This is a genomic window from Demequina sp. NBRC 110055, from assembly GCF_002090135.1.
Taxonomy (GTDB): Bacteria; Actinomycetota; Actinomycetes; order Actinomycetales; family Demequinaceae; genus Demequina.
The window spans coordinates 1-5,430 of the sequence record NZ_BBRL01000014.1; the positions used below are offsets into that span (position 1 = coordinate 1).

The following is a 5,430-nucleotide window of genomic DNA, read 5'->3' on the forward strand; positions in this document are numbered from 1 at the left end:
AGGTGAGCTTCCGATCTTTGAGAACTCAACAGTGTGCCACATAGTCGATGCCAAAATCTCCGGCATCTGCCCTTAAATAGGGGTTGGATGTAGGATTCCTTTGGTAATGAAATGAATGTCAGTGACATTTGTTCTCTTTGCTAGAGATTAAACCGAATCTTCGGATTCACTTCGTTTGTTGATGAGCCTCTTCGGGGGTTTGTTGTAAAGCATTTACGGAGAGTTTGATCCTGGCTCAGGACGAACGCTGGCGGCGTGCTTAACACATGCAAGTCGAACGGTGAAGCGAGAGCTTGCTCTTGTGGATCAGTGGCGAACGGGTGAGTAACACGTGAGTAACCTGCCCCAGACTCTGGGATAAGCCTTGGAAACGAGGTCTAATACCGGATAAGCGGCACCACCGCATGGTGAGTGTTGGGAAAGATTTTTTGGTCTGGGATGGACTCGCGGCCTATCAGCTTGTTGGTGAGGTAATGGCTCACCAAGGCGACGACGGGTAGCCGGCCTGAGAGGGCGACCGGCCACACTGGAACTGAGACACGGTCCAGACTCCTACGGGAGGCAGCAGTGGGGAATATTGCACAATGGGCGAAAGCCTGATGCAGCGACGCCGCGTGGGGGATGAAGGCCTTCGGGTTGTAAACCCCTTTCAGCAGGGAAGAAGCGAAAGTGACGGTACCTGCAGAAGAAGCGCCGGCTAACTACGTGCCAGCAGCCGCGGTAATACGTAGGGCGCAAGCGTTGTCCGGAATTATTGGGCGTAAAGAGCTCGTAGGCGGCTTGTCGCGTCTGCTGTGAAAGCACGAGGCTCAACCTCGTGTCTGCAGTGGGTACGGGCAGGCTAGAGTGTGGTAGGGGAGACTGGAATTCCTGGTGTAGCGGTGGAATGCGCAGATATCAGGAGGAACACCGATGGCGAAGGCAGGTCTCTGGGCCACTACTGACGCTGAGGAGCGAAAGCGTGGGGAGCGAACAGGATTAGATACCCTGGTAGTCCACGCCGTAAACGGTGGGCACTAGATGTGGGGCTTATTCCATGAGTTCCGCGTCGCAGCTAACGCATTAAGTGCCCCGCCTGGGGAGTACGGCCGCAAGGCTAAAACTCAAAGGAATTGACGGGGGCCCGCACAAGCGGCGGAGCATGCGGATTAATTCGATGCAACGCGAAGAACCTTACCAAGGCTTGACATATACGGTCTATCCCTAGAGATAGGGAGTGATTTTTTCGCCGTATACAGGTGGTGCATGGTTGTCGTCAGCTCGTGTCGTGAGATGTTGGGTTAAGTCCCGCAACGAGCGCAACCCTCGTCCTATGTTGCCAGCACATAATGGTGGGGACTCATAGGAGACTGCCGGGGTCAACTCGGAGGAAGGTGGGGATGACGTCAAATCATCATGCCCCTTATGTCTTGGGCTTCACGCATGCTACAATGGCCGGTACAAAGGGCTGCGATACCGTAAGGTGGAGCGAATCCCAAAAAGCCGGTCTCAGTTCGGATTGAGGTCTGCAACTCGACCTCATGAAGTTGGAGTCGCTAGTAATCGCAGATCAGCAACGCTGCGGTGAATACGTTCCCGGGCCTTGTACACACCGCCCGTCAAGTCACGAAAGTCGGTAACACCCGAAGCCGTCGGCCTAACTCTTTGAGAGGGAGACGTCTAAGGTGGGATTGGCGATTGGGACTAAGTCGTAACAAGGTAGCCGTACCGGAAGGTGCGGCTGGATCACCTCCTTTCTAAGGAGCACCTACACCCCAAGCTTTGGTTTGGTGGTGTCAGGACCCACGCTCGACACGTTCGTTGTCGGGGTGGGGCTCATGGATGGAACATCGACATGGCTACTTATTGTGGCCGGCGCTCGCTAGTACGTGACCTTCGGGTTACTGGAACGCAAGGGTGCTGGTTGGAGTGGGTAGCGAGGCACACTGTTGGGTCCTGAAAGATCGGGACCGACACGCAAGGACAGGTCCAGATTCTTTCTGGTGGACCTGCCCGAAGCCCCAAGGAAGTTTCGTTGATCGTTGTGATCGATACGGAGCTGTGGGTGGAGGGTATGGATCGTCCGTTGCTTGAGAACTGCATAGTGGACGCGAGCATCTTTGTAATCTGTGGTCAAGTTTTTAAGAGCACATGGTGGATGCCTTGGCAGTAGGAGCCGATGAAGGACGTTGTAGCCTGCGATAAGCCTCGGGGAGCTGGCAAACAAGCTGTGATCCGAGGATGTCCGAATGGGGAAACCCCGCTGGAGTCATGTCCAGTGACCTGCACCTGAATATATAGGGTGTGTGGAGGGAACGTCGGGAAGTGAAACATCTCAGTACCGACAGGAAGAGATATTCCGTGAGTAGTGGCGAGCGAAAGCGGATCAGGCCAAACCATGCACGTGTGATACCCGGCAGGGGTTGCGTGTGTGGGGTTGTGGGACCTCTTGTCACAAGCTGCCGCTTGTGAGCAGAGTAAGAAATCCGCGTGATAGTCGAAGGGCATTGAAAGGCCCGGCATAGAGGGTGCGACCCCCGTAGACGAAATTGCGTGGACTCTGAAGAGTCATCCCAAGTAGCACGGGGCCCGAGAAATCCCGTGTGAATCTGTAGAGACCACTCTATAAGCCTAAATACTCCCTACTGACCGATAGCGGAACAGTACCGTGAGGGAATGGTGAAAAGTACCCCGAGAGGGGAGTGAAATAGTACCTGAAACCGTGTGCTTACAATCCGTCGGAGCCTCCCTAGCAGGGGTGACGGCGTGCCTTTTGAAGAATGAGCCTGCGAGTTAGTGCTCGGTGGCGAGGTTAACCCGTGAGGGGCAGCCGTAGCGAAAGCGAGTCCGAATAGGGCGTTTGAGTCGCCGGGTCTAGACCCGAAGCGAAGTGATCTATCCATGGCCAGGTTGAAGCGCGGGTAAGACCGCGTGGAGGACCGAACCCACTTGGGTTGAAAACCGAGGGGATGAGCTGTGGATAGGGGTGAAAGGCCAATCAAACTTCGTGATAGCTGGTTCTCCCCGAAATGCATTTAGGTGCAGCGTTGCGTGTTTCTTGCCGGAGGTAGAGCTACTGGATGGCCGATGGGCCCTACCAGGTTACTGACGTCAACCAAACTCCGAATGCCGGTAAGTCAGAGCGCAGCAGTGAGACTGTGGGGGATAAGCTTCATAGTCGAGAGGGAAACAGCCCAGAACACCAACTAAGGCCCCTAAGCGTGTGCTAAGTGGGAAAGGATGTGGAGTTGCACAGACAACCAGGAGGTTGGCTTAGAAGCAGCCACCCTTGAAAGAGTGCGTAATAGCTCACTGGTCAAGTGATTCCGCGCCGACAATGTAGCGGGGCTCAAGTACACCGCCGAAGTTGTGTCATTCACACACTGCCCGGCTCCATCTTTCGTGGATGGGGTCCAAGCGTGTGGATGGGTAGGGGAGCGTCGTGTGGCGGGTGAAGCAGCGGGGGAACCCAGCTGTGGACGCCACACGAGTGAGAATGCAGGCATGAGTAGCGAAAGACGGGTGAGAAACCCGTCCGCCGAATGACCAAGGGTTCCAGGGCCAGGTTAATCCGCCCTGGGTAAGTCGGGACCTAAGGCGAGGCCGACAGGCGTAGTCGATGGACAACGGGTTGATATTCCCGTACCGGCGAAGAACCGTCCCTGACGAATCAGACGATGCTAAGCGCCCGAAACCACCTCCTGATCCTTCGGGATCTATCGGTGGCGTAGCGCGCGACCCGAGTCTGTAGTAGTCAAGCGTATTAACAGGGGTGACACAGGAAGGTAGCCGAGCGTGGCGATGGTAGTCCACGTCTAAGGGTGTAGGGCGAACGGTAGGCAAATCCGCCGTTCACATGCTTGAGACCTGATGGTGACCACATTAGTGGGAATCCGGTGATCCTATGCTGTCAAGAAAAACCTCGGCGCGAGGTTCTAGCCGCCCGTACCCCAAACCGACTCAGGTGGTCAGGTAGAGAATACTAAGGCGATCGAGAGAATCGTGGTTAAGGAACTCGGCAAAATGCCCCCGTAACTTCGGGAGAAGGGGGGCCTGAGGCGTGATCAGCACTAGCGGCTGTGAGCGTTTGAGGGCCGCAGAGACCAGGGAGAAGCGACTGTTTACTAAAAACACAGGTCCGTGCGAAGTCGCAAGACGATGTATACGGACTGACGCCTGCCCGGTGCTGGAAGGTTAAGAGGAAGGGTTAGCCGCAAGGCGAAGCTCTGAATTTAAGCCCCAGTAAACGGCGGTGGTAACTATAACCATCCTAAGGTAGCGAAATTCCTTGTCGGGTAAGTTCCGACCTGCACGAATGGCGTAACGACTTCTCCGCTGTCTCAACCGCGAACTCGGCGAAATTGCACTACGAGTAAAGATGCTCGTTACGCGCAGCAGGACGGAAAGACCCCGGGACCTTTACTATAGCTTGGTATTGGTATTCGGTGTGGTTTGTGTAGGATAGGTGGGAGACTTTGAAGCCGTGACGCCAGTCATGGTGGAGTCATTGTTGAAATACCACTCTGATCACTCTGGATATCTAACCTCGGTCCGTAATCCGGATCAGGGACAGTGCCTGGTGGGTAGTTTAACTGGGGCGGTTGCCTCCCAAAAAGTAACGGAGGCGCCCAAAGGTTCCCTCAGCCTGGTTGGCAATCAGGTGGCGAGTGCAAGTGTACAAGGGAGCTTGACTGTGAGACTGACAGGTCGAGCAGGGACGAAAGTCGGGACTAGTGACCCGCTGGTGGCATGTGGAAGCGCCAGCGCTCAACGGATAAAAGGTACCCCGGGGATAACAGGCTGATCCTGCCCAAGAGTCCATATCGACGGCATGGTTTGGCACCTCGATGTCGGCTCGTCGCATCCTGGGGCTGGAGTTGGTCCCAAGGGTTGGGCTGTTCGCCCATTAAAGCGGTACGCGAGCTGGGTTTAGAACGTCGTGAGACAGTTCGGTCCCTATCCGCTGCGCGCGCAGGAAATTTGAGAGAATCTGTCCCTAGTACGAGAGGACCGGGATGGACGAACCTCTGGTGTGCCAGTTGTTCCGCCAGGAGCACGGCTGGTTGGCTACGTTCGGAACGGATAACCGCTGAAAGCATCTAAGCGGGAAGCCGGTCTCAAGATGAGATTTCCATCAGAATTTATTCTGTGAAGGCCCCCTACAGACCATGGGGTTGATAGGCCGGATGTGGAAGACAGGACTAACGACTGTCGAAGCTGACCGGTACTAATAGGCCAACAACTTCACCACAACACATTTACTGTTGCATCGCGTCCACTATGCGGTTCCCGAGAAACGGGTGAACCACACCAATATCTCCATAGAGTTACCGCAGCCATAGCGGCAGGGAAACGCCCGGTCCCATCCCGAACCCGGAAGCTAAGCCTGCCAGCGCCGATGGTACTGCACCCGCCAGGGTGTGGGAGAGTAGGACGCTGCGGGACATCATT

At 55.5% G+C, this 5,430-nt stretch carries 3 rRNA genes; all 3 read left to right on the top strand.

What is annotated here, in order from left to right:
* Window positions 1-212 precede the first annotated feature (212 nt).
* The 3 genes from B7K24_RS13160 (at window position 213) to rrf (ending at window position 5,424) form a co-directional block, all read left to right on the top strand.
* Window positions 213-1,736: ribosomal RNA gene (locus tag B7K24_RS13160) — 16S ribosomal RNA — on the top strand.
* 374 nt (window positions 1,737-2,110) lie between these two features.
* A 23S ribosomal RNA gene (locus tag B7K24_RS13165) occupies window positions 2,111-5,230 on the top strand.
* Window positions 5,231-5,307: 77 nt separating this feature from the next.
* A 5S ribosomal RNA gene (gene rrf / locus B7K24_RS13170) occupies window positions 5,308-5,424 on the top strand.
* Together the 16S, 23S and 5S rRNA genes form the textbook arrangement of a ribosomal RNA operon.
* Window positions 5,425-5,430: the final 6 nt, after the last annotated feature.